This window comes from Rhodococcus sp. KRD162, from assembly GCF_017168335.1.
Classification (GTDB): domain Bacteria; phylum Actinomycetota; class Actinomycetes; order Mycobacteriales; family Mycobacteriaceae; genus Rhodococcoides.
Map to the genome: position 1 here is coordinate 297,163 of NZ_JABFAU010000011.1, position 22,507 is coordinate 319,669.

Annotated in this window: 22 protein-coding genes and 1 pseudogene; 18 read left to right on the plus strand and 5 right to left on the minus strand. The window is 64.9% G+C overall.

Annotation, left to right across the window (positions count from 1 at the left end):
* The 5 genes and pseudogenes from J1M87_RS15915 to J1M87_RS15935 form a co-directional block, all read left to right on the plus strand.
* Nucleotides 1-276: pseudogene (locus J1M87_RS15915) on the plus strand (ATP-binding protein); the annotation flags it as partial.
* Between the two features lie 11 nt (nt 277-287).
* Nucleotides 288-1,409 carry a DNA-processing protein DprA gene (gene dprA, locus J1M87_RS15920; protein ID WP_241256974.1) on the plus strand — a complete coding sequence of 374 codons (1,122 nt, stop codon included), beginning with the start codon at nt 288-290 and terminating at the stop codon, nt 1,407-1,409.
* Nucleotides 1,410-1,503: 94 nt separating this feature from the next.
* A complete protein-coding gene (locus J1M87_RS15925; RefSeq protein ID WP_206490406.1) occupies nt 1,504-2,286 on the plus strand; it encodes a siderophore-interacting protein in 783 nt (260 codons plus the stop codon).
* A 69-nt stretch (nt 2,287-2,355) separates the two neighbouring features.
* Nucleotides 2,356-3,282, plus strand: a complete 927-nt coding sequence (locus J1M87_RS15930; RefSeq protein ID WP_206490408.1) for a tyrosine recombinase XerC — start codon at nt 2,356-2,358, stop codon at nt 3,280-3,282.
* Between the two features lie 109 nt (nt 3,283-3,391).
* Complete coding sequence (locus J1M87_RS15935; protein WP_241256975.1) at nt 3,392-4,666, plus strand: MinD/ParA family protein; 1,275 nt, start codon at nt 3,392-3,394, stop codon at nt 4,664-4,666.
* 20 nt (nt 4,667-4,686) lie between these two features.
* Here J1M87_RS15935 and J1M87_RS15940 read toward each other — a convergent pair whose 3' ends face one another.
* Complete coding sequence (locus J1M87_RS15940) at nt 4,687-5,223, minus strand: M23 family metallopeptidase (protein ID WP_374222390.1); 537 nt, start codon at nt 5,221-5,223, stop codon at nt 4,687-4,689.
* A gap of 347 nt (nt 5,224-5,570) precedes the next feature.
* Here J1M87_RS15940 and rpsB point away from each other — a divergent pair, with 347 nt between their 5' ends.
* The 6 genes from rpsB to J1M87_RS15970 all read left to right on the plus strand — a co-directional run bounded on the left by rpsB (nt 5,571) and on the right by J1M87_RS15970 (nt 10,626).
* Complete coding sequence (gene rpsB, locus J1M87_RS15945; RefSeq protein ID WP_206490410.1) at nt 5,571-6,440, plus strand: 30S ribosomal protein S2; 870 nt, start codon at nt 5,571-5,573, stop codon at nt 6,438-6,440.
* Nucleotides 6,441-6,596: 156 nt separating this feature from the next.
* Nucleotides 6,597-7,421 carry a translation elongation factor Ts gene (gene tsf / locus J1M87_RS15950; RefSeq protein ID WP_206490412.1) on the plus strand — a complete coding sequence of 275 codons (825 nt, stop codon included), beginning with the start codon at nt 6,597-6,599 and terminating at the stop codon, nt 7,419-7,421.
* Nucleotides 7,422-7,598: 177 nt separating this feature from the next.
* On the plus strand, nt 7,599-8,327 hold the full coding sequence (pyrH, locus tag J1M87_RS15955; protein ID WP_206490414.1) for a UMP kinase: 729 nt from the start codon (nt 7,599-7,601) through the stop codon (nt 8,325-8,327).
* 55 nt (nt 8,328-8,382) lie between these two features.
* On the plus strand, nt 8,383-8,940 hold the full coding sequence (gene frr, locus J1M87_RS15960; RefSeq protein WP_206490416.1) for a ribosome recycling factor: 558 nt from the start codon (nt 8,383-8,385) through the stop codon (nt 8,938-8,940).
* A 36-nt stretch (nt 8,941-8,976) separates the two neighbouring features.
* Nucleotides 8,977-9,891: a phosphatidate cytidylyltransferase gene (locus tag J1M87_RS15965; RefSeq protein WP_206490417.1), complete on the plus strand. Its 915-nt coding sequence runs from the start codon at nt 8,977-8,979 to the stop codon at nt 9,889-9,891.
* A gap of 15 nt (nt 9,892-9,906) precedes the next feature.
* A complete protein-coding gene (locus tag J1M87_RS15970) occupies nt 9,907-10,626 on the plus strand; it encodes a class I SAM-dependent methyltransferase (protein ID WP_206490418.1) in 720 nt (239 codons plus the stop codon).
* Nucleotides 10,627-10,681: 55 nt separating this feature from the next.
* On the opposite strand, the gene J1M87_RS15975 is transcribed toward J1M87_RS15970, so the two are convergent.
* The gene (locus J1M87_RS15975; protein ID WP_241257050.1) at nt 10,682-11,524 is read right to left on the minus strand and encodes a CoA ester lyase; all 843 of its coding nucleotides are present in this window, start codon (nt 11,522-11,524) and stop codon (nt 10,682-10,684) included.
* Between the two features lie 372 nt (nt 11,525-11,896).
* On the opposite strand from J1M87_RS15975, the gene rlmN reads away from it, so the two are divergent.
* Nucleotides 11,897-13,048: a 23S rRNA (adenine(2503)-C(2))-methyltransferase RlmN gene (rlmN, locus tag J1M87_RS15980; RefSeq protein WP_206490421.1), complete on the plus strand. Its 1,152-nt coding sequence runs from the start codon at nt 11,897-11,899 to the stop codon at nt 13,046-13,048.
* A 7-nt stretch (nt 13,049-13,055) separates the two neighbouring features.
* On the opposite strand, the gene J1M87_RS15985 is transcribed toward rlmN, so the two are convergent.
* On the minus strand, nt 13,056-13,325 hold the full coding sequence (locus J1M87_RS15985; RefSeq protein WP_206490423.1) for a DUF2631 domain-containing protein: 270 nt from the start codon (nt 13,323-13,325) through the stop codon (nt 13,056-13,058).
* Between the two features lie 215 nt (nt 13,326-13,540).
* Here J1M87_RS15985 and puuE point away from each other — a divergent pair, with 215 nt between their 5' ends.
* Entirely contained in the window at nt 13,541-14,440 is a 900-nt protein-coding gene (puuE, locus tag J1M87_RS15990) for an allantoinase PuuE (protein WP_206490649.1), read from the plus strand.
* 1 nt (nt 14,441) lies between these two features.
* Here the strand turns inward: puuE and J1M87_RS15995 are convergent, their stop codons facing one another.
* Complete coding sequence (locus tag J1M87_RS15995) at nt 14,442-14,963, minus strand: DUF1990 family protein (protein WP_206490425.1); 522 nt, start codon at nt 14,961-14,963, stop codon at nt 14,442-14,444.
* A gap of 69 nt (nt 14,964-15,032) precedes the next feature.
* Between J1M87_RS15995 and dxr the strand changes: the two genes are divergently transcribed.
* The 5 genes from dxr to J1M87_RS16020 all read left to right on the plus strand — a co-directional run bounded on the left by dxr (nt 15,033) and on the right by J1M87_RS16020 (nt 21,505).
* The gene (gene dxr, locus J1M87_RS16000; protein WP_307830825.1) at nt 15,033-16,226 is read left to right on the plus strand and encodes a 1-deoxy-D-xylulose-5-phosphate reductoisomerase; all 1,194 of its coding nucleotides are present in this window, start codon (nt 15,033-15,035) and stop codon (nt 16,224-16,226) included.
* A gap of 5 nt (nt 16,227-16,231) precedes the next feature.
* Complete coding sequence (locus tag J1M87_RS16005) at nt 16,232-17,455, plus strand: RIP metalloprotease (RefSeq protein ID WP_206490427.1); 1,224 nt, start codon at nt 16,232-16,234, stop codon at nt 17,453-17,455.
* Nucleotides 17,456-17,488: 33 nt separating this feature from the next.
* The gene (gene ispG / locus J1M87_RS16010; RefSeq protein ID WP_206490429.1) at nt 17,489-18,652 is read left to right on the plus strand and encodes a flavodoxin-dependent (E)-4-hydroxy-3-methylbut-2-enyl-diphosphate synthase; all 1,164 of its coding nucleotides are present in this window, start codon (nt 17,489-17,491) and stop codon (nt 18,650-18,652) included.
* Nucleotides 18,653-18,773: 121 nt separating this feature from the next.
* Nucleotides 18,774-19,610 carry a GNAT family N-acetyltransferase gene (locus J1M87_RS16015; RefSeq protein ID WP_206490431.1) on the plus strand — a complete coding sequence of 279 codons (837 nt, stop codon included), beginning with the start codon at nt 18,774-18,776 and terminating at the stop codon, nt 19,608-19,610.
* A gap of 104 nt (nt 19,611-19,714) precedes the next feature.
* Nucleotides 19,715-21,505, plus strand: a complete 1,791-nt coding sequence (locus J1M87_RS16020) for a penicillin-binding transpeptidase domain-containing protein (RefSeq protein WP_206490651.1) — start codon at nt 19,715-19,717, stop codon at nt 21,503-21,505.
* A 22-nt stretch (nt 21,506-21,527) separates the two neighbouring features.
* Here the strand turns inward: J1M87_RS16020 and J1M87_RS16025 are convergent, their stop codons facing one another.
* Nucleotides 21,528-22,400: a LuxR C-terminal-related transcriptional regulator gene (locus J1M87_RS16025; protein ID WP_206490433.1), complete on the minus strand. Its 873-nt coding sequence runs from the start codon at nt 22,398-22,400 to the stop codon at nt 21,528-21,530.
* Between the last annotated feature and the right edge of the window lie 107 nt (nt 22,401-22,507).

Consider the following 22,507-nt stretch of genomic DNA (forward strand, 5'->3'; position numbering starts at 1 on the left):
ACCGGGGCCAGGGATGCCGCCGCGCAGCGGTGGCAGGAATTCGGTTGGAGAACCAATGCAGAGGTTCCAGGACCGGCTCTGCGGCAACGATTTCGGCTGGCTCGTTCGGCCCTGGCACCGGTCGAGCGTGCGTTGCGCAACGGATCGTTGACCGCGCGAGGGGCGGATCGGGCGATTCGGGTGGCGTGGACGTTGAACGATCTCGCGGGCGGCACCGTTCCCGGTGCCGACGAGGTGGGGGCGGCACTGGATTTCCGTGACAGGGGAGTGGCATGAGCGGGAGTGGCATGAGCGACGACGAACGCAGACTCGCGTGGGCGTATCTGTCTCGGGTGGCGCAAGGTCCGCATCGGCCGTTGTTCGACCACGCCGCTGAGCACGGCCCGCAGTCGGCGGCCGCGGCGGTGCGATCAGGTGGTCTGGGCGAGCGGCTCGAGGTGCGGGCCCATATCGACACCGCCGCAGCTGATCTCGATCACATTGCTGCATTGGGCGGCCGGTTGGTCACGCCCGATGACGACGAGTGGCCGGCCTGGCGTTTCCTCGGCTTCGATGGGTCCGGTGTGACCGCAGCGGTCGATACCTGTCCACCGCTTGCGTTGTGGGTGTTGGGAAGCGCTCCCGTGGCAGCGGTCACCGAACGCTCGGTGTCCGTCGTGGGTACTCGGGCATCGAGTCCCTACGGTGATCATGTGACGGCGGAGATATCTGCTGACCTGGCGCTCGATGGCTGGACGATCATTTCCGGCGCGGCCTTCGGGATCGATGCCGCGGCGCATCGGGCGGCGCTCGGGGTGGAGGGCACGACGATGGCGGTGCTCGCCTGTGGCGTGGACCGGGCCTATCCGGCGGGCCACTCCCGACTGCTGCGCCAGATCGCAACTCGCGGGCTTGTTCTGAGCGAATATGCGCCGGGTACCACCCCGGCGAAGCATCGATTCCTGGCCCGCAACAGACTCGTCGCGGCGCTCGGGTCGGCAGTGGTGGTGGTGGAGGCCGGGTGGCGCAGTGGAGCTCGCAATACCGCGGCGTGGGCCGCAAAGCTGGGGCGGCCGGTGCTGGCGGTGCCGGGGCCGGTCACCTCGCCCACCTCCACCGGGTGCCATCGCATGATTCGTGACAGTGAGGCGATTCTGGTGACGAGTTCGCACGACGTGGTCGCCGAGGCAGGGCCTCTCGGCTCGCCCGAGGAGTCGCGGCCCGAACTGTTTCGTGACACCGATGCCTTGTCCGAGACCGCATTGATGATCTACGACGCGTTGCCGTCGGCGGGATCATTGTCATCTCGTGAGTTGTCCGAGCATTCCGGTGTGCCGCTGAACAAGGTGCGCGCAGCCCTGCCGGTGCTGGAGGTGGATGGCTTCGTGGCGAGCGACGAGACCGGGTGGTTTCGGGTGGTGCGAGGCTGAACGTGCTGCGTCGTGAGCCCCGAAGGTAGGGTGTTAGGTAATGCTTAGTCGATGCAGCGGGCATCGGCGTCATGTGCTCGAAGAAGGGTCAGAAGTGCCACGCAAGAAAACCACCCTGTCCGTCCTGCGGACCGAAGCGCTCACTCCGCACATGCATCGGGTGTATCTCGGCGGTGCGAATTTCGACGATTTCGACGCGATCGATCAGACCGACGCCTACGTCAAACTCTTCCTCGGTACCGAGGAAGAACCGATCATGCGGACGTACACGGTGCGCTCGGTCGACACCGTCGCGCGTGAGATTGCCATCGACTTCGTGGTGCACGGCGACGAGGGTGTCGCCGGGCCGTGGGCAACCCAAGCGAAACCCGGCGACGAGATGTCGTTCTTCGGGCCCTCCGGTGGGTACGCCCCGCGCGCCGACGCAGACTGGCATCTGTTCGCAGGCGACGAGTCGGCGATTCCGGCGATCTCGGCCGCCGTCGAGGCGCTACCGGAAGACGCCATCGCCAAGGTCTTCATCGAAGTTGCCGACCGCCACGACGAGATCTACATGGAGACACTCGCAGTCGTGGACGTCACCTGGATTCACCGGGGCGCAGCCTCGAACGAGATCGACGACGATCACGCGGGAGACAACGCACCCCTGATCGCCGCCGTGAAGAACACCGAATGGTTGCCGGGGCAGGCCCAGGTCTTCGTCCACGGTGAAGCTCAGGCAGTCATGCACAACATCCGGCCGTACATCCGCAAAGAGCGCGGGGTCGCCGCCGAGTGGGCGTCGATCTCCGGCTACTGGCGGAGAGGCCGAACCGAGGAAACGTTCCGGGTATGGAAGCGCGAACTCGCGCAGGCCGAAAGCGGAGTCGACGCCTGAACCGGCACCGCGCCGTCGTGTTCGGCGTGTCCGGTTGTGGTGCCGCCCACGAGCCCGCAAGCTGAGCCGATGACCGATTCGCTGCCGCCGCACCTCGGCATCCACGTCGAAGAGTTCGCCGAGCATCTTCGTCTCGGTCGGGAGCGTTCGGAGCACACGATTCGCGCCTACGTGAGCGATGTTCGATCCCTGCTCGCACACCTGGCGGCCTCGTCACCGGAGGCGACGATCGGCGATCTCGACCTCCGCACGGTGCGCTCCTGGTTGGCGGGGTACTCGGCAGCGGGTTCGGCCCGGACATCCATGGCCAGGAGAACCTCCTCGGCGCGCACCTTCGGCAAGTGGCTCGAGCGGGTGGGAGCGGTGGAGATCGGGCCCACGGAACGCCTGGCAGCACCCTCCAGCCACCGCACGCTGCCCGGTGTTCTTCGCCACAATCAGGCGGCTCAGGCGTTGGCCGCGGCCGAGTCGGGTGCGGCCGAGCTCGATCCCATCGCCCTGCGAGACCGACTGATCGTCGAGCTTCTGTACGCGACCGGAGTGCGCGTCGGAGAACTGTGCGGCCTGGACATCGACGACGTGGACACCGACCGCCGCCTGGTTCGAGTGGTGGGCAAAGGCAACAAGGAACGATCTGCGCCGTTCGGTGCGCCTGCGCTGCAGGCGCTCGAGAAGTGGCTGGCCAGCGGAAGGCCTGCCTTGGCGAGTGATCGCTCCGGCCCTGCACTGTTGCTGGGTCGTCGAGGTGGCCGACTCGACCAGCGGCAGGCCAGGTCCGCTGTGCACGCGGTGCTCGACACCGTCCCAGGAGCGCCCAGTCTCGGTCCACACGGCCTACGGCACACGGCGGCAACCCACCTGCTCGAGGGCGGTGCCGATCTGCGGGTGGTGCAGGAGTTGCTCGGCCACGCCTCTCTGGCGACCACCCAGATCTACACACACGTGTCGGTGGAACGGTTGCGCGCAGTCCACGATCAGGCTCATCCTCGGGCGTGAGCCGAGCGTCTGCGGCGCTAGGTTTGGTAGCGTCGTTTCAGACGCACTACATCGAAAACGGGGGACCGTGGACCGCGACCGACCACAAGGCACTTCGGAGCCGTGGTCGATGCATGTCGGTCGAGGCTTTGCCGCCGAGCGCCAGGATTCGGCCGATCGGACCGACCGGACTCGTGACAACGACGGTGGGCCCACATCCTCGGAACCGACTCCGCCACCCCGGTCGGTACCCCGGCAGCCTCCGCCCTGGCAGACGCCGGATTCCCTCGACCGGCGAATCGCTCCGCCCCGATACAACCCACCGGTACCGGTTCAGCCGGTACCGCCACCCGCGCAGTCCGATCGCTACCAGCCCGATCCGAACGCCCAGGAGTTTCCGGCAGCATCGGGTCCCTGGTCGCAGCAGCCGTGGGCAGGTGCACCCAACGCGTATCGACCGAACAGCCAGGACCTGGGCGCGGACTCGCTCCTCAAACGTCCCAAGCGCGCATCGAGCTCCGGCTGGCGACGAAGCGTGCACCGTCTCACCGGCGGCGTCATCAATCCAGGTGAGTCGACCGCCGAGGAGCGGTACCGAAATCAGGTGGAACGCATCCGTCAGCCTGTGCTGGGCGACTACCGGATCGCGTTTCTCTCACTCAAAGGTGGTGTGGGCAAGACGACCACCACCCTCGGCCTCGGCTCGACGTTCGCGTCGCTGCGGGGCGATTGCGTGATCGCCGTGGACGCAAACCCCGATTTCGGCACGCTCGGAGAGCGAGTTCCGCGGCAGACGTCCTCCACCGTGCGCGATCTGCTGGCCGCGGCGCCGAACATTCGTCGGTACTCCGACATCCGCGAACACACCTCGCAGGCACCGAGCCGTCTCGAAGTGTTGGCCGGAGAGCGTGATCCCGCGGCATCGGAGATGTTCGGTGAAGAAGATTATCGAGCCGTCATCGAGATGCTGCAGGTGTACTACAACCTCATCTTGACCGACTGCGGCACCGGCATCATGCACTCGGCGATGAACGGGGTGCTGCAACTGGCCAATGCGCTCGTACTGGTCAGCTCTCCGGCGGTCGACGGCGCTCGCAGTGCAGCGGCGACGCTGGACTGGCTCGAGCTGCACGGCTACGGCCACCTGGTCGAGCGAACAGTGGTCGTCATCAGCTCGGTTCGCCCCGGCTCGTCCGCGGTGGACATGAATTTGCTCCAGCAGCACTTCCTCGAGCGCTGCCGCGCCGTGCACGTCATACCGTTCGACGAGCATCTGGCCGAGGGAGCCGTCGTGGATCTCGATCTCCTGCGCCCCCAGACGCGTAATGCATTCGTCGAGCTCGCCGCCATGGTGGCCGACGACTTTCCCGCAGCGGCGGGCAGGCACTCGGGGGCGCGCCGCTGACGATCCTCGGCGCTCGAATCTCAGCCGTGGGGTGTGTCGAGGGGCTTCAACCTGATGGGATGCCCGCGTATGAGCGCCGTCGGATCGAGGTAGTCGCGACCGCGTCTGATGCCCCAGTGCACGCAGGTCGACGTGCAACTTCCGTGGCCTGACTGCACGAAGCCCACGACCGTCCCTCGCCGAACCCGTGTCCCGGCGGTGACCGAGGCCGACACGGGTTCGTAGGTCGAACGCAGTCCACCCGGATGATCCACCGATACGACGGGCTTGCCCGCCACCGAACCGGCGAAGACCACCGTGCCGTCGGCGACGGCCAGTACCGGTTCACCCTCACCTGCGGCGAGGTCGACACCGCGGTGGCCGGGTAGCCAATCGTGCTCCGGACGATCGAACGGGGTGAGGACCTGCGGCTTCGGCCGAAGTGGCCAGTCGAATGCGCCGGGTGCCGCCGACGCGACCGGCGTCGAGAGCGCGATGGCGGCCACCACACACACCGTCAGTGTCCGAACTGTCAGCGTGCGAACTGTCAGTGTCCGAATTATCGTGGGGATCGTCACCCGAGAACCATCTCTCGAATCCGGGTACGGAAACGAACATGCAGTCCGAGTGTGGACGAGAAAATTCTTCGTCCACAGGCATCGGAATCTCTTGACAGTCGGGCCTGGTTATGACGGGGGCCGCGGCAGGTCTACAATCGTCCATGCGACCTGTGCACGCACGGGTCGACTTCGCGCGTCCGCGTCATCGTATCGACTGCTTCGGCAGAACACCGACACGAGAACCGGTTGCCGGCGGTCCTTTGGAATCTTCGTGATTCGAATGGTCCGGCAACTACAGCGGGCGCCAGGGCAGAGGTCACCGACACTCTGCGTCAACCGCACCATCGAAAGAGAGTTCTTCAGCCATGGCTGTAGTAACAATGAAGCAGCTGCTCGACAGCGGCACACACTTCGGACACCAGACCCGTCGCTGGAACCCGAAGATGAAGCGATTCATCTTCACCGACCGCAACGGCATCTACATCATCGACTTGCAGCAGACTCTGACCTTCATCGACAAGGCCTACGAGTTCGTCAAGGAAACTGTCGCCCACGGTGGCACGGTTCTGTTCGTCGGCACCAAGAAGCAGGCCCAGGAGTCCATCGCCGCTGAGGCGACTCGCGTGGGTATGCCCTACGTGAACCAGCGCTGGCTCGGTGGCATGCTCACCAACTTCCAGACGGTCCACAAGCGTCTGCTTCGCCTCAAGGAGCTCGAGGCAATGGAGCAGACCGGTGGCTTCGAGGGACGCACCAAGAAGGAAATCCTCATGCTCACGCGTGAGATGACCAAGCTGGACCGCACCCTCGGTGGTATCCGGGACATGGCCAAGGTTCCGTCGGCCATCTGGATCGTCGACACCAACAAAGAGCACATCGCCGTCGGCGAGGCACGCAAGCTGAAGATCCCGGTGATCGCGATCCTCGACACCAACTGCGATCCCGACGTGGTCGACTACCCGATCCCGGGCAACGACGATGCGATCCGTTCCGCAGCGCTGCTGACCAAGGTCGTCGCATCCGCAGTGGCCGAGGGCGTGCAGGCGCGTGCAGGCCAGAACACCGCATCCGACGCCAAGCCCGAGGTCGGCGCAGGCGAGCCCCTCGCCGAGTGGGAGCTCGAGCAGCTCGCGCAGGCATCGCCTGCAGCAGAGGCTCCCGCCGAGGCTCCGGCAGCAGAGGCTCCCGCAGCCGACGCACCGGCAGCAGAGGAAGCACCGGCCGCTCAGTCTTGATCGAATTCGGTCCCGGTTCACCCTCAGGGGTGGGCCGGGGCCGCTTCGGTCTGTCAGGGTTGTCGTCGGTTCGGCTCCGCAAGAGCCAGTCGACCGTGCCCTGAGAACAGCATTTCGTCAACGTCCGTACCCAGCATTTGAGGAGGCTCGCCCAAGATGGCGAACTACACTGCCGCCGACGTCAAGCGGCTCCGCGAGCTCACCGGCTCCGGAATGATGGACTGCAAGAACGCGCTCGCCGAGAACGACGGCGACTTCGACAAGGCCGTCGAGTACCTGCGCATCAAGGGTGCCAAGGACGTCGGCAAGCGCGCAGAGCGCAGCACCGCCGAGGGCCTCGTCGTCGCCGAGGGTGGAGTGCTCGTCGAGATCAACTCCGAGACCGACTTCGTGGCCAAGAACGACGAGTTCCAGACGTTCGCGGCCGCAGTGGTGGCGACGGCTGCAGCAGGCAAGCCTGCCGATGTCGATGCGCTGAAGGCACTCGATATGAACGGCACGACTGTCGACACGGCTCTCAACGAGTTGTCGGCGAAGATCGGTGAGAAGCTCGAAATTCGCCGCGTCGCGTCCTACGACGGCAACACGGCAACGTACCTGCACAAGCGCAGCGCGGATCTGCCGCCTGCCGTCGGTGTTCTGGTCGAGTACACCGGTGACGGCGAGGCCGCCGGCGACGCTGCGCGCGGTGCCGCGATGCAGATCGCAGCACTCAAGGCCAAGTACGTCACGCGTGAGGAGGTCCCCGAGGATCTCGTCGCTGCCGAGCGTCGCATTGCCGAAGAGACTGCTCGTGAAGAGGGCAAGCCGGAGCAGGCACTGCCGAAGATCGTCGAAGGACGCGTCAACGGATTCTTCAAGGATGTCGTTCTCACCGAGCAGAAGTCGGTGCAGGACGGAAACAAGACCGTCAAGGCCATCCTGGACGAGGCAGGCGTGACGATCACGCGCTTCTCTCGTTTCGAGGTCGGCGCAAGCTAGTCTGCGCACCACTCGGTCGAGGCGATGCCGTTCATTCGATTCCATCGAGTGGGCGGCATCACTCGTGTGTGGGCGACGTTCGGTTGGACGTCGGAGCCCTGTCCACTACTCCGACCTCGATAGGGCAGGATGATCGTTGAAGTTAGCCGTAGTGTTCGACGAGTACCGAGGAGAGCTATGACCGATCCGGCCCCTGACCGTCCCGGGTTCCGACGCGTGATGCTCAAACTGGGTGGGGAGATGTTCGGAGGCGGCCAGGTCGGCCTCGATCCGGATGTCGTGAACAACGTGGCAGAACAGATCGCCGAGGTCGTGGCCACCGGAGCGCAGGTCGCCGTGGTGATCGGTGGCGGCAACTTCTTCCGGGGTGCCGAACTGCAGCAGCGCGGAATGGACAGGTCGCGTTCGGACTACATGGGCATGCTCGGCACCGTCATGAATTGCCTTGCCTTGCAAGACTTCCTGGAGAAGCAGGGTGTTGCCACCAGGGTTCAGACCGCGATAACCATGGGGCAGGTCGCAGAGCCGTACCTCCCGCTTCGGGCACGGCGACACCTGGAGAAGGGTCGCGTGGTGATCTTCGGAGCCGGGATGGGTATGCCGTACTTCTCCACCGACACCACCGCTGCGCAGCGCGCGCTCGAAATCGGTGCCGAGGTGTTGCTGATGGCCAAAGCCGTCGACGGCGTCTACTCGGCCGACCCTCGGGAGGACCCCGACGCCACGATGTTCGACACCATCACCCATCGCGAGGCCATCGAGCAGGGACTGAAAGTGGCCGACGCGACCGCCTTCAGCCTGTGCATGGACAACGAGATGCCGATGCTGGTGTTCAATTTGCTGATCCAGGGAAATATCGCCCGCGCAGTGGCCGGCGAGAAGATCGGAACGCTGGTCACATCGTGACTGTCACCGACAGTGGCGCGGACGAATCGAAGACGAAGACGATGGAGGACAGACCGTGATTGACGAAGCTCTCTTCGATGCCGAAGAGAAGATGGAAAAAGCCGTATCGGTTGCTCGCGACGATCTGTCCTCGATTCGCACCGGACGTGCCAACCCCGGAATGTTCTCGCGCATCGTGATCGAGTACTACGGAGCGCCGACGCCGATCACGCAGCTGGCCAGCATCAGCGTCCCCGAAGCTCGGATGGTCGTCATCAAGCCCTACGAGTCCAATCAGCTCGGACCGATCGAAACCGCCATTCGCAACTCCGATCTCGGGGTCAATCCCACCAACGACGGAAACCTGATTCGCGTCGGCGTGCCGCAGCTGACCGAGGAGCGTCGCCGCGAGTTCGTCAAGCAGGCCAAAGGCAAGGGCGAGGATGCCAAGGTGTCCATTCGCAACGTCCGCCGCAAGACGATGGAAGAGCTCAAGCGGATTCAGAAGGACGGGGAAGCCGGCGAGGACGAAGTCGTCCGCGCCGAGAACGAGCTCGACAAGACGACCGCCAAGTACACCGCGTCCGTGGACGAACTCGTCAAGCGCAAAGAGGGCGAGCTGATGGAGGTCTGACCTTCCGGAAGCTGACTGCTTTCACGACAGAAGACGATGAATTCCGAGGAGTTGACGACAGTGGTGGGTCCGGATCGGCAGGAGGGCAGCGGTACTCCCGCTGCTCCATCCGGGGTCGCTGCCGCGAAGTCCGCAGGCAAAGCAGGCCGCAATCTGCCCGCCGCGATCGGTGTCGGCGGGAGTCTGGGAATCGGCCTGATCCTGGTCCTCGTGTTCGTTCCGCTGGTCTGGATCGGTGTGGTGGCCGTGGCGTTGGCCGTCGCCACCTACGAGGTGTCCAAGCGACTACGCGAAGGCGGCGTGCTCGTACCCCGCATCCCACTGATCCTCGGTGGGCAGGCGATGATCTGGCTCGGCTGGCCGTTCGGTGCCGTCGGTGTGCTCAGCGCTGCCGTGGGCACCGTCTTGGTCTGTATGGTGTGGCTCCTGCTGAGGCAGGGTTTCGGTGCGGCTCCGAAAAATTACCTCGAGGAACTGTCGGTCACCGTCCTCGTGGCGTGCTGGCTGCCACTGCTGGCCTCCTTCGCGGTGCTGATGGTGCTCCAGGACAACGGAGCCGGCCGCATCCTGGTGTTCGTCATCGGCGTGGTGTGCTCCGACGTCGGCGGATACATCGCAGGCGTGCTGTTCGGAAAGCACCCGATGGCACCGGCGATCAGCCCGAAGAAGTCATGGGAGGGTCTGGTCGGTTCGTTGATCTTCTGCGTCATCGGATGCCTGCTGACGGTGACGCTCATTCTCGAGGCCAACTCGATGATCGGCGTTCTGCTCGGGGTGGTACTGGTGGTGACCGGCACACTGGGTGACCTGATCGAGTCGCAGGTCAAAAGGGATCTTCGGATCAAGGACATGGGCACTTTGCTACCCGGGCACGGCGGCATCATGGACCGACTGGACTCGCTGTTGCCCTCGGCGTTCGTCGCCTGGCTCGTCTTCACCGTGCTGCTCTGAGCCGAGTACGACGCCATGCACCGTGCTCGTAGCGGGGTGATTCCCAGTCCGAACATCTGGCACTGGCCGCACGTGTACGAGGCGGAGAATCGCGCTCAGGACGTGGACGGCGCACTGTTCGAGGCGATCCGCTCGGTTGCCGACTGGACTTCGAAGACGGTCGTCGACATCGGCTGCGGAAGTGGATTTCATCTCCCGATCTTCGCTGCTGCGGCCGAGCGGGTCATCGGTATCGAGCCGCACGAGCCGCTGGCCGCCGCGGCGCGGACGCGGGTGGCCGGTTTGTCGAACGTCGATGTGAGGGCCGCGCAGGCCGACTCACTCCCGATGGGAGACGGAACGGTCGATCTCGTTCATGCCCGCACCGCGTATTTCTTCGGGCCCGGTTGCGGCCCGGGAATCACCGAGGCCATGCGAGTTCTCGTGCCCGGTGGTGCGTTGGTAGTGATAGATCTCGATGCGACGGCCTCGCCGTACGGCGATTGGATGCGCGCCGATCTACCGCACTACGACCCGGCGGCCGTCGAGGCATTCTTCTCGGTGCAAGGATTCGACATCACCCGGGTGGACACGAGGTGGTCGTTTCCGAATCGAGCCGTCCTCCGCGAGGTGCTGGCAATCGAGTTCGGGCCCCGGGTTGCGAGGGATGCGATCAGGGCGGTAGAGGGCGTCTCGTTCGACGTCCGTTACCGAGTGCACGTGCGCCGTAAACCGACTGGAATCGAGTTGCGTTGAGCCCGAGAGCAAGCAGGCCGACACGCAGTGGAATGCGGGTCGGCCTGGTGGACGGTCAGGATGCGGGAGAAATCCCGAACACCTCGGCCGAGTCGTTGATCCCGAGTGCCTTGGCCAGCCGCGGCAGATCACTGCCGTCCTTGACGTGGGCACCGTCGGCACCGAGAGCCTCGATCACCTCGTGCGCCCAGGACACGTCGCTGGGGGACGGGGCGAGCTCACGATTGACGATGGCGGCCTGATGGGTATGCATGCACAGCTTGCCCGTCATGCCCATCGACACCGTCAGTGCTGCATCTCGACCGAGGACGCTCTCGTTGGAGTTCAGCGTCGGTCCGTCGATCGGACCGGGCAGACGCCCTGCCCGCGAGGAGACGACCAGGCGCGAACGTGGGTATGCCATGGCAAGTGGTTCGTCGCTCATGCCGGTGTCGCGGCGGAAATCGCCGCTGCCGAAGGCGAGTCGGAAGGTCGACTCCGCGCGGGCGATCTCGGTTGCCGCTTCCAGCCCCATCGCCGATTCCACCAGGGCGAGGATCGGAGTGCCGGGTGCGAGGCGGGCAGCTGTGGCCTCGACCTGGCCGCCGCTTTCGGTCTTGGCGAGCATGACGCCCACGAGTCCTGGCATTCCCGACAGGGCCGCGAGGTCGTCTGCCCAGTACGGGGTCGTCGCGTCGTTGATGCGGACCCACGCGGAGTTGCCCTCGCCGAGCCACTGCAGGACGGACTCACGTGCTGCGGGCTTCTTGGCCGGGGCGACGGCGTCTTCGATGTCGAGAATGACTGCATCGACTCCGGACGTCGCGGCGTCGCTGAATGTCTCGGGCTTGGTTCCGGGGACCAGTAGCCACGACCGCGCGCGGTCTGGGGCGATGCCGGATGCCACTGGTGTCTCCATGAAAGTTGTCACGTCGTGCTCCTCGGGTGAAGTGGGGGCAACACCAGCCTGATCGATTCAGTGACGAGACGCCAGATTCCGTACATAGTGTTCACAAATCGTGAGGATATTTCTTGTTCGCTGCCCGAACCGGCACCGAAGAGTCCAAGCCTGTCAGACCGACGACATCACCAGCGCCCATGATCGTGGCCGGCAGCGTCGGTGTCCGAATCCTCGGTTCGTGCGCATGTCGGTGCGGGATTGCGCGCGCATACGAACTCGTGGCGACTGCCCACCGGCCGCACATCCGACAACCGCGAATAGGACTGCGACGCGAACGGGTGGACAATGGCGGAATGATGTTCGACAGGCAGGAAGGACTGTGGGTGACGTATGAGTGAAGCGGTCGACGCAACGGACGCGTCGGCGGAGCAGAAGAGGCCGAATCTTCCCTTGGTCTTCACCGCGCCGCGTCGCGGCATGCCCTCGCGCCATCTTGCCGACCTCGACAGGGAAGGTCTGCGGGAGGCAGTGAAAGTACTCGGCCTGCCGGCGTTCCGCGCCGATCAGCTGGCCCGGCACTACTATGCGCGCCTCGAAGCCGACACCACGAAGATGACCGATCTGCCGGCCGACGTGCGCGAGAAGGTGGGGGCCGATCTCTTCCCCACGCTGCTCACTGCCATCAACCATCTGGCGTGTGACGACGGTGACACCCGCAAGACGCTGTGGAAGGCGAACGACGGGACGTTGCTCGAGAGTGTCCTGATGCGATACCCGGGCAGGGCGACGCTGTGCATCTCGAGTCAGGCCGGTTGCGGAATGGCCTGCCCGTTCTGCGCGACCGGTCAGGCGGGCCTGCAGCGAAACCTCTCGACGGCCGAGATCGTGGATCAAGTTCGGTCCGCGGCAGCGGATTTGCGCGACGGAGCGGTACCGGGCGGTGAGGGCCGGCTCTCGAACGTGGTGTTCATGGGTATGGGCGAGCCGCTGGCCAACTACAAACGCGTCGTCTCGGCGGTCCGAAAGATCGTCTCGCCCGCACCCGACGGGCTCGGTCTGTCCCAGCGATCGGTGACGGTGTCGACGGTCGGTTTGGCTCCGGCCATACGCAAGTTGGCCGACGAGGGACTGTCGGTGACGCTGGCGGTGTCGTTGCACACGCCCGACGACGAGCTGCGCGATACGTTGGTGCCGGTGAACAACCGGTGGTCGGTGGCGGAGGTGCTGTCGGCTGCTCGGTACTACGCCGATCAGACAGGTCGACGCGTGTCGATCGAGTACGCGATGATCCGCGATGTGAACGATCAGCCGTGGCGAGCGGACATGCTGGGCAAGAAGTTGCACAAGGCACTCGGGTCACGGGTTCATGTGAACCTCATCCCGCTCAATCCGACTCCGGGCAGCGAATGGGATGCCAGCCCGAAGCCGGTGGAGCGAGAATTCGTGCGACGGGTGATCGCGCAGGGTGTGTCCTGCACCGTCCGGGATACTCGTGGCCAGGAGATAGCGGCGGCCTGCGGCCAGCTGGCCGCCGAGAACTGATCGGTTGTCAGCGAGGCTTGCGTCGGACGATCACGTCGCGAACGACCAGGCCGACCAGGGCTGCGGCGAATCCGACCAGCCACAGATCTTCGACCCTGCCCTCGTGGTTTCCGATGGTCAGCAACAGTAGAAATACTGCGACGACGACGGCGGCGATGCGCATGGCCTTGTTCGATTCGCCGCTCCAGCCCCACTCGGCGGACGGTACCTCGGGCACCTCGTGCCGCGTATCGACGACCGGGTCGTACGAAGCGGATTCCAGTTCGGTATTTGCCACCGGTCGGTCCTCTCGGGTGATGAATTCTCGAAATCGTCCTGCACGAGGCGTCGAGGCTGCCGCGTTCGGTCAATATTGGCATACGACCGCCCGTCGTAGCCATCAGGGCTGCGCTCACCGGGCGCGGGTGTCGACTTCGGTGAGAGACTGCCTCGGTGACGTCCGAACGCCTTCCGCACCCACTGACCCGGTTTCCGCTGAGCTACCCCCGTGACATGGTCGGCTACGGGCGGACTCCGCCGGACGCACAGTGGCCCGGTGGGGCGAACATCGCCGTGCAGTTCGTCCTCAACTACGAGGAGGGCGCGGAGAACAACGTGCTCGACGGCGACACCAAATCCGAGACGTTCCTGTCGGAAATGATCGGGGCGCAGGCGTTTCCGAACCGACACATGAGCATGGAATCGCTGTACGAGTACGGTTCACGCGCCGGCGTGTGGCGGGTACTGCGGGCCTTCGAGAAACGGGATCTACCCCTGACGGTCTTCGCCGTGGCCAAGGCCATGGAACGAAATCCGGAAGTAGTTGCCGCTCTGCTGGAGCTGGACCACGAGATCGCGTGCCATGGACTGCGGTGGCTGTCCTATCAGCAGATCGACGAGAACGTCGAGCGCGAACACATGGCCGAGGCCGTGGCCATTCTGCGGGATCTCACCGGTTCGGCACCGCGGGGTTGGTACACCGGCCGCGACTCACCCAATACTCGGTCACTCGTCGTCGAGCACGGCGGATTCGTCTACGACTCCGATTCCTACGCCGACGATCTGCCCTACTGGACGACGGTGTCCACAGGGAGTGAGACGAGGGATCACCTGGTGGTGCCGTACACCCTCGACACCAACGACATGCGTTTCGCTTCGCCGGGCGGATTCTCCACCGGCGACGAGTTCTATGCGCATCTGCGCGACGCATTCGACGTGCTCTACGCCGAGGGCGCGAACGGCAGTCCCAAGATGCTCTCGGTCGGCCTGCACTGCAGGCTGGTCGGCAGGCCGGCTCGGGTGGCAGCCCTCGAGCGCTTTCTCGATCACGTGCAATCGCACGAGAAGGTCTGGGTCGCCAAGCGCATCGACATCGCCGAGCACTGGCGCGCGGTACATCCCCCCGGCTCCTGACTCAACGAGCAGAACGGCACGCCGATTCCAACGCGGCGAAGTACCTGTCGGTGATCAGCGCCTGTACCCGCCTGCCCACGGGACCGCCCAGTGTGGTGAACCAGCGTCCCGGACGCGAGAACGCAGAGATGTGCGCGGTGACGATGCCGTCGGCAGGGGAGTAGTCGATGTGGAAGAGCTCCTCGCCCGCCTCGGGATGGCCGTCGAGCGTGCCGTAGGCGAAGCCCTGACGGTTGGCCTCGTCGATGACGTACACCACGCGGCACGGGCTTTGGATCGGGCCGAGGGTGAGTACGACCACTGCGTCGGGGATCGCGGTGTCGGCACTGGGATGAACCCTCAGCCCGGCCCCGCGATGCATGTCCCACTGCATCAGCGCATCGGCTGCCGCCCCGTATTCGTCGAGCCCGGCCCCGATCACCTGCGATCTGGTGAGGTGGTGGTAGTCGGCTGGAAAGGTCCCTTCGCTCGCTCCCACATCGGCGTAGTTGAACGAGGTCGTGCGGTACTTCGAGACGTCCATGCCCTCCAGCGTGCCAGTACCGGTGAAGCGCATAGGGGTTTCTCAGACTCGGTAGGCAACAATGGACCCGTGCCAGACCATCGTGAGCGAACGACCACCGCGGACCGTCCCGACCCGATTCGCGTGCTGCTGTTGGGGAGCACCGGTTCGATCGGAACCCAAGCACTCGACGTCATCGCAGCCAACCCCGACCGATTCGTCGTGGTCGGTCTCGCCGCAGGCGGACGCAACATCGATCTGCTCCGGCGTCAGATCGCCGAGACCGGAGTCGAGCGGGTTGCCGTGGCCGACTCCGACGCCGCGGCCGAGCTCGGCCTGCCCGGGGTGCTCAGCGGTCCGCGTGCGGTGACCGAGCTCGTCGAGTCGACGCCTGCCGACGTCGTGCTCAACGCTTTGGTGGGCTCGCTCGGTCTGGAGCCGACTCTGGCCGCTCTGCAGACCGGCGCTCGGCTGGCGCTGGCCAACAAGGAGTCGCTGGTGGCAGGCGGCGATCTCGTTCTCGCCGCGGCCGCTCCCGGGCAGATCGTGCCGGTCGACTCCGAACACTCGGCATTGGCGCAGTGCCTGCGTGGTGGACACCGTAGCGAGGTGGATCGACTGATCCTGACCGCCTCGGGAGGACCGTTTCGCGGGTGGAGCGAGGAAGAACTGACATCGGTCACCCCGGAGCAGGCGGCCGCGCATCCCACCTGGTCGATGGGTCAGATGAACACGCTGAACTCGGCGACACTGGTCAACAAGGGCCTCGAATTGATCGAAGCGCACCTGCTTTTCGGGGTGCCGTACGAGAAGATCGACGTCACCGTCCACCGGCAGTCCATCGTCCACTCGATGGTCACGTTCGTCGACGGCTCGACGATCGCTCAGGCCAGCCCGCCGGATATGAAGTTGCCGATCGGGCTCGCACTCGGGTGGCCCGATCGAGTCCCGAACGTGGCACGCGCACTCGACTTCACCATGGCATTCTCCTGGGATTTCGAGCCGCTGGACGATCGAGTGTTTCCGGCGGTGCAATTGGCCCGCGAGGCAGGAATCCTCGGCGGTTGCATGACAGCGGTGTACAACGCGTCCAACGAAATCGCGGCCGAGGCCTTTCTGGGCGGGCACATCGAATTCCCCCAGATCGTGCAGACGGTGCGCGCGGTGGTCGATGACGGTAGCGGGGACTGGTCGGCGGCCCCGACTACCGTGGACGACGTTCTGGCTGCGGATTCCTGGGCTCGCGCACGTGCGCGTGAGCTCCTGAAGAAGAAGGGTCTCTGACTCATATGGCGTTCGCAATAGGTGTCGTGCTGTTCGCCGTCGGTATCGGCGTGTCGATCGCGCTGCACGAGGCGGGACACATGTGGACCGCGAAAGCGCTCGGCATGAAGGTCCGGCGCTACTACATCGGTTTCGGCCCCAAGATCTTCTCCTTCCGCCGAGGGGAGACCGAATACGGCCTCAAAGCCATTCCGGCAGGCGGTTTCTGCGATATCGCAGGCATGACGGCGATCGACGAGCTGGCTCCCGACGAGGTCGAGCGGGCGATGTACCGCCAGAAGACGTGGAAGCGCATCGTCGTCATGGTCGGCGGAATCGCCATGAACTTCGTACTCGGCATCGTGCTGGTCTACACGCTGGTCTTGGGCTGGGGAACGCCGGATCGGGTGACGCCTCCCACCGTTCAAGTGAGCAATGTCGTCTGCATCGCACCCTCGCAGAGCGAGGACGGAACATTCGCGCCCTGCTCGGGAACCAGTCCCGCCGCCGAGGCCGGGCTCCGCAAAGACGATGTCATCACCGCAGTGAACGGCCAGCCCACGCAGTACTGGGGCGATGTGGTCGACGCGGTGCGAAACTCGTCCGGCTCGGTCGACTTGACGGTCGAGCGGGACGGAGCATCGATCGATCTGACCATTCCGATCACCGAGGTGCAGCGCTACGTCACCGACCCGGATACCGGAGCCGTGCAATCGATGACAGTCGGTGCCGTGGGTGTGAAGGGTTCGACGATCATGCCCCCGCGTATCCAATACAACCCGATCGAGGCCGTGCCCGAGACGTTCGTCTTCACCGGCGACATCTTCGTGCAGACCGGAAAAGCCCTCGTCCAGTTGCCGACGAAGGTGCAGGCGCTGTGGGAGTCGATCTTCGGCGGACAGCGCGGACTCGACACACCCATGAGCGTGGTCGGTGCCAGTGTCATCGGCGGCCAAGCGGTCGAGCGTGACGACGCGATCACTTTCCTGGGGCTGTTGGCGTCGCTGAACTTCTTCCTCGGTGCGTTCAACATCGTGCCGCTGCTGCCGCTCGACGGCGGCCACATCGCCGTGACCATCTACGAGCGCATCCGCAACATCTTCCGTAACCGGCGCGGCCTGCCCGACGGGGCACCGGTGAACTACATGAAGCTGATGCCGGTCACCTACGTGGTCATCATCGTTTTCATCGGGTTCTCCTTGCTGACGCTCACGGCGGACATCGTCAACCCGATTCAGATCTATCAGTAAACTCGACAGTCGTAGCGACGAAAGAAGGCCACTGTGACCGTGTCAGTCGGATTGGGAATGCCGGCACCGCCGGTGCCCGTACTCGCGCCACGTCGAAAGACCAGGCAGCTCCAGGTCGGATCGGTGGGAGTAGGTAGCGACAGTCCTATCTCGGTGCAATCGATGTGCACCACCAAAACTCATGACATCAACGCCACGTTGCAGCAGATCGCCGAGCTGACGGCATCGGGTTGCGACATCGTGCGTGTGGCATGCCCCACACAGGACGATGCGGACGCGTTGTCGATCATCGCCAAGAAGAGTCAGATCCCGGTGATCGCCGACATCCACTTCCAGCCCAAGTACATCTTCGCCGCAATCGATGCAGGCTGCGCCGCGGTGCGCGTCAACCCCGGCAACATCAAGGAGTTCGACGGCCGCGTCAAGGAGGTCGCCAAGGCTGCCGGCGACGCCAACATCCCGATCCGTATCGGCGTGAATGCGGGCTCGCTCGATCCCAGGCTGATGAAGAAGTACGGCAAGGCCACCCCCGAGGCTCTCGTCGAATCGGCGCTGTGGGAGGCCGGGCTGTTCGAGGAACACGGGTTCGGCGACATCAAGATCTCCGTCAAACACAACGACCCGGTGGTCATGGTCGCCGCCTACGAGCAGCTCGCTGCGCAGTGTGACTACCCGCTGCACCTCGGTGTCACCGAGGCAGGGCCGGCCTTCCAGGGCACCATCAAATCCTCGGTGGCGTTCGGGGCGTTGCTCTCTCGCGGGATCGGCGACACGATTCGGGTGTCGTTGTCGGCCCCGCCTGCCGAGGAGATCAAGGTCGGCAACCAGATTCTGCAGTCGCTCAATCTGCGTCCGCGCAAGCTCGAGATCGTGTCCTGCCCGTCCTGCGGTCGGGCACAGGTCGACGTGTACACCCTTGCCGACGAGGTCACTGCAGGCCTGGAGGGCATGGAGATTCCGCTGCGCGTCGCCGTCATGGGATGCGTCGTCAACGGGCCGGGAGAAGCGCGTGACGCAGACCTCGGGGTGGCCTCGGGTAACGGTAAGGGCCAGATCTTCGTCAAGGGCAAGGTCATCAAGACGGTGCCCGAGGCGCAGATCGTGGAAACCCTGATCGAGGAGGCCATGCGCATTGCCGAGGAATTCGACAAGGACGAGACCACAGACGGTGGCGCTCCCGTGGTGACGGTCAGCTGAGTGGAGTCGATCTGATCGGTGTCCGGTTTGCCGCTCCGCCACCGAGACGACGTGTTCTCTGGAATGATTCGGTACACGCTCGGTCGGGGCGCAGGCGGTAGGTGGGTCAGGAGGTCCATAGGTGCTCAAGCTCCTCGGTGCGAAGCCTCTCGGTAATCGAGACGCCGCACACGTGCTGCGGGTGCTGGACGCCGATCCGGTAGCCACCTGCATGGTTGCGGCGCGGGTGCAGGAATCCGGGCTCGATCCGAGGTCTTTTCACGGTGAGTTATGGAGTAGGGGTGGCCCGGACGAATCGTTGTGCTTCTCCGGAGCGAACCTCGTCCCTCTGCTCGGATCCACCGACGACCTTCGATCGTTCGCCGATCGCGCGTGCCGCGGCCCACGGCTGTGTTCGTCCCTGGTCGGCAGAGCCGAACTGACACTTCCGCTGTGGGAGATGCTCGAGACCGACTGGGGCCCGGCTCGCGAGGTCCGTAGTGAGCAGCCACTGTTGGCGACGTCGGTTCGCTCGTCCGTTCCAGCAGATCCTCAGGTCCGCCTCGTTCGTCCGGACGAGCTCGATGCGTATCTCACGGCAGCCGTGGCGATGTTCATCGAGGAAGTCGGAGTCGACCCGCGCATGAACGACGGCGGCCGGGGCTATCGACGTCGGATCGCCAGTCTCATTGCAGCCCAGCGTGCCTGGGCTCGATTCGAGGACGGCCGAGTGGTGTTCAAAGCCGAGATCGGATCACAGTCGGCGTCGGTCGGCCAAATTCAGGGAGTGTGGGTTCATCCCGATCTGCGAGGTCACGGGTTGGGTGCCTCCGGCACGGCGACAGTGGTGAACTCGGTGGTCCGGCATGGCCGCATCGCCAGCCTGTACGTCAACAGCTTCAACTACGTCGCCCGGCGGGCGTACGCAAAGATCGGTCTCACTCAGGTAGCGACCTTCACGACCGTGCTTCTGGATTGACGCCGGGCTTCTCGATTGGCTTGTCGCCAACCGCGATTCGTTGCCGTCGGTAGCCCGCTGCCCCATTACGATGGGTCTCGATGAGATCACCTTGTGCAACCGATATGCGGTACAGAGTGTGTGCGCTGCTCGCGATCGGAGCCGTCGCGGTCGCCTCGCTCGCCGGGTGCACTCCCAAGCCCGACGGCCCGGAACCGGCCGCTCAGGCATTTCTCGCCGCCTTCGAATCGAAGGACATCCAAGTTGCCGCTGCGCGCACCGACAAACCCGACGCGGCAGCCGCAGCGCTGACCGAGACGTGGGCCAATCTGCAGGCCGAGGCTCTCGATGCGGAAACGACTTCGGTGCAGGTCGACGGGGACACCGCCACGGTCGGCTATACCTATCGGTGGCAGTTGCCGAAGGACCGGGTATGGACCTACGACGGGCAACTGAACATGGGCCGCACCGCGGGTGAATGGGCGGTCCGCTGGACGTCGTCGGACATACATCCCAAGCTCGGCGACACCCAGACGATGTCGCTCCGCTCGACGGCAGCTCCGCGCGCACGCGTGAACGAGCGTTCGGGCACCGATGTGCTGGTGCCCGGCGTGGTGCATCGCATCAAGTTCGACGCGGCGAACACGAACAACGTCGTCGCCTCGGCAACAGCACTGGCATCGTTGCTCACTGCCTTCGACGCATCGATCACGGCACAGTCGATCGTGGAGTCGGCCACCTCGGTCGATGGCGACTATCCGGTCGCGCTTCTGCGCGAGAGCGACTTCGAGCCCATCTCCGCCGCCGTCACCGAGATCCCTGGCGTCACTGCGTCCGACGAATCGGATCTGTTGTCCACCGATCCGACGTTCGCTCCGGATCTGGTCGGGCAGGTCAAGAAGGCCGTCATCGACGAGGTCGACGGGAAGGCGGGCTGGAGTGTGGTGACCACCAACCGCAACGGCATCGACATCGACGTTCTCACCGATACTCCGCCGGAGCCCGTGCCCTCCTTTTCGATCAGTCTCGATCGCAACGTCCAGGTCGCTGCCCAGAAAGCGGTGAATGCTCGCTCGGAGCAGGCGATGACGGTGGTCATTCAACCGTCGACCGGTGCCATTTTGGCGGTGGCGCAGAATCCGGCCGCGGACCGGGATGGGCCCGTCGCGTCCGCTGGCCTCTACCCGCCCGGATCGACGTTCAAGATCATCACTGCAGGCGCTGCCATCTCGAACGGACTTGCCGGCCCGGGCAGTACCGTGCCGTGCCCGGGCCGCATTGTGATCGGCGAGCGCAGCGTGCCCAATTACAACGAGTTCTCACTCGGTGACGTGACGATGACCACCGCGTTCACCCGTTCGTGCAATACCTCGTTCGCGAAGCTGGCCAGTGAGATGTCGCCGGACGCGTTGACGGTCGCCGCGTCTCAGTTCGGCGTCGGACCGGACTACGACGTCGTCGGATTGCCGACCGATTCGGGTTCGGTGCCCCCGGCCGAGGAACTGGTCCAGCGCACCGAAGACGGCTTCGGGCAGGGCAAGGTGGTGGTGTCCACCTTCGGTATGGCGCTGGCGGCCGCGACGGTGGCACACGGTTCGACGCCGGTTCCGAATCTGCTGGTCGGACGAGACACCATGATCACCGGCGATCATCCGCCGATCGAGCCGGCCATGGTCGATGGTCTGCGGGGGATGATGCGGTCGGTGGTCACCAGCGGTACCGCCGAGCGCATCGCAGATCAGGGGGAGGTCTACGGAAAGACGGGTGAGGCAGAGGTCGAGGGCGGCTCGCACTCCTGGTTCGTCGGTTACCGAGGCGATATCGCTTTCGCCACCCTGGTGGTGCGCGGGGGAAGCTCGGACAACGCGGTCGCAGTGACCAGGGAATTGTTCGAGCAATTGCCGCCGGGATACTGAGCGGGCAGTCGATGTCCCGTGGTCAGGAGTTCAACAGGCCGAGTCGTCGGCAGGTCATCACTGCCTCGTAGCGGGTGTGCGAATCGGTTTTGCGCATCACGCTACGCAGGTAGGACTTGACCGTTTCGGCACCGATCGACAGGCGGCGACCCACCTCGATGTTGGTGCAGCCCAGTGCGACTTGCGAGATCACGTCGATCTCGCGTGGCGTCAACGACGGTGACATCTCCTCGGCCCGCGTGCCGTGGTGTGTTTCCTGGCCGAGCGACGCCGCCACACGGGCCGCGACCGCGTCGAGTCTGCGGCGAATGATCCCGTCATCCACCGACCGAGCGAGATCGGCCAGCTCCTCGTGGACGCTGCGCAGTTCGGCCGTGCGCGAGGCATCCGAATCGAGCATCGATCCGGTGGTCTCCAACAGGCGGACTCTGCGGTCGACCTCGTCGCGCACGGCGATCTCCTGGCCGAGGCGTCGTGCGGCGGTCGTCATGAGGTCCGTGACGCGATCGCCGAGGGGCCCGCGCTCGCGCACCGCCGCGTACATCACCAGCCGCGCGGCACCGGCGACGACCACCGGCACCGCGAGAATCGACTTGAGGCCCTCGCCGAGCACGGGGCGGTCGAAGTGATGAGTGATCGATAGCGACGAGCCGTAATCGCTCACGGCAGCCGGTCTGCGCTGCGCCATCACCCGACCGCCGAGTCCTGATCTCGGCGCGATGGCGAGTCCGTCGAGACCCCGCGTTCTGGTGCCGTGGAACTCGCTCAGGTACAGAGTGTTCGAGGACACCTCGCCGCCGAATACCACCGGGACTCCGGATGTCGCCGCTACCTGGCGCAATTCGGCCCGCAGGGCATCACCGTCACGAGGTCGCAACAGGTTCGAGTGAATCATGGTGCTTCCTTCCTCGCGCGGGACGCTTCGGGTATGAACGTGACCCAGATCATATCCGCTGCAACGAACGGTGATTCGCCGGCATCGAGCATCGATGCGCTGCGTCG

Coding starts and splice junctions, on each gene's coding strand:
- dprA (WP_241256974.1), top strand. CDS start 288: ATGAGCGACGACGAACGCAGACTCGCGTGGGCGTATCTGTCTCGGGTG.
- J1M87_RS15930 (WP_206490408.1), top strand. CDS start 2,356: ATGACCGATTCGCTGCCGCCGCACCTCGGCATCCACGTCGAAGAGTTC.
- J1M87_RS15935 (WP_241256975.1), top strand. CDS start 3,392: ATGCATGTCGGTCGAGGCTTTGCCGCCGAGCGCCAGGATTCGGCCGAT.
- rpsB (WP_206490410.1), top strand. CDS start 5,571: ATGGCTGTAGTAACAATGAAGCAGCTGCTCGACAGCGGCACACACTTC.
- tsf (WP_206490412.1), top strand. CDS start 6,597: ATGGCGAACTACACTGCCGCCGACGTCAAGCGGCTCCGCGAGCTCACC.
- pyrH (WP_206490414.1), top strand. CDS start 7,599: ATGACCGATCCGGCCCCTGACCGTCCCGGGTTCCGACGCGTGATGCTC.
- J1M87_RS15965 (WP_206490417.1), top strand. CDS start 8,977: ATGAATTCCGAGGAGTTGACGACAGTGGTGGGTCCGGATCGGCAGGAG.
- J1M87_RS15970 (WP_206490418.1), top strand. CDS start 9,907: ATGCACCGTGCTCGTAGCGGGGTGATTCCCAGTCCGAACATCTGGCAC.
- J1M87_RS15975 (WP_241257050.1), bottom strand. CDS start 11,524: ATGGAGACACCAGTGGCATCCGGCATCGCCCCAGACCGCGCGCGGTCG.
- rlmN (WP_206490421.1), top strand. CDS start 11,897: ATGAGTGAAGCGGTCGACGCAACGGACGCGTCGGCGGAGCAGAAGAGG.
- puuE (WP_206490649.1), top strand. CDS start 13,541: ATGGTCGGCTACGGGCGGACTCCGCCGGACGCACAGTGGCCCGGTGGG.
- J1M87_RS15995 (WP_206490425.1), bottom strand. CDS start 14,963: ATGGACGTCTCGAAGTACCGCACGACCTCGTTCAACTACGCCGATGTG.
- J1M87_RS16005 (WP_206490427.1), top strand. CDS start 16,232: ATGGCGTTCGCAATAGGTGTCGTGCTGTTCGCCGTCGGTATCGGCGTG.
- J1M87_RS16020 (WP_206490651.1), top strand. CDS start 19,715: ATGCGGTACAGAGTGTGTGCGCTGCTCGCGATCGGAGCCGTCGCGGTC.
- J1M87_RS16025 (WP_206490433.1), bottom strand. CDS start 22,400: ATGATTCACTCGAACCTGTTGCGACCTCGTGACGGTGATGCCCTGCGG.